This window comes from Microvirga pakistanensis, from assembly GCF_004458765.1.
Taxonomy (GTDB): Bacteria; Pseudomonadota; Alphaproteobacteria; order Rhizobiales; family Beijerinckiaceae; genus Microvirga; species Microvirga pakistanensis.
On the sequence record NZ_SPJX01000433.1, the window covers coordinates 1 to 223 of the forward strand.

Below are 223 nucleotides of genomic sequence, written 5' to 3' on the forward strand. Positions count from 1 at the left end.
GAGCTGCACGCGGTTCAAGGCCTCCGCGGCTTCGCGGGTGGTCACGCCCTCGACGACGGCGATCAGGAGATCGGGCGTGCCGCCAGGAGCCTGGCGCACAGACTTGAGGGACTAAGTTTTGCCGTTCGACGCGATGAGCGGCCTGTAACCGGCGATCGCCTGGGGATCGCCCGTATGGGATTTGAGCCGCACCTCGCCTTTGAGGCCGTGGGCGCGGCCGAAC

1 pseudogene is annotated in these 223 nt (G+C 67.7%); it reads right to left on the reverse strand.

What is annotated here, in order from left to right:
- Positions 1-223: pseudogene (locus E4K09_RS19840) on the reverse strand (ribosome maturation factor RimM); the annotation flags it as partial.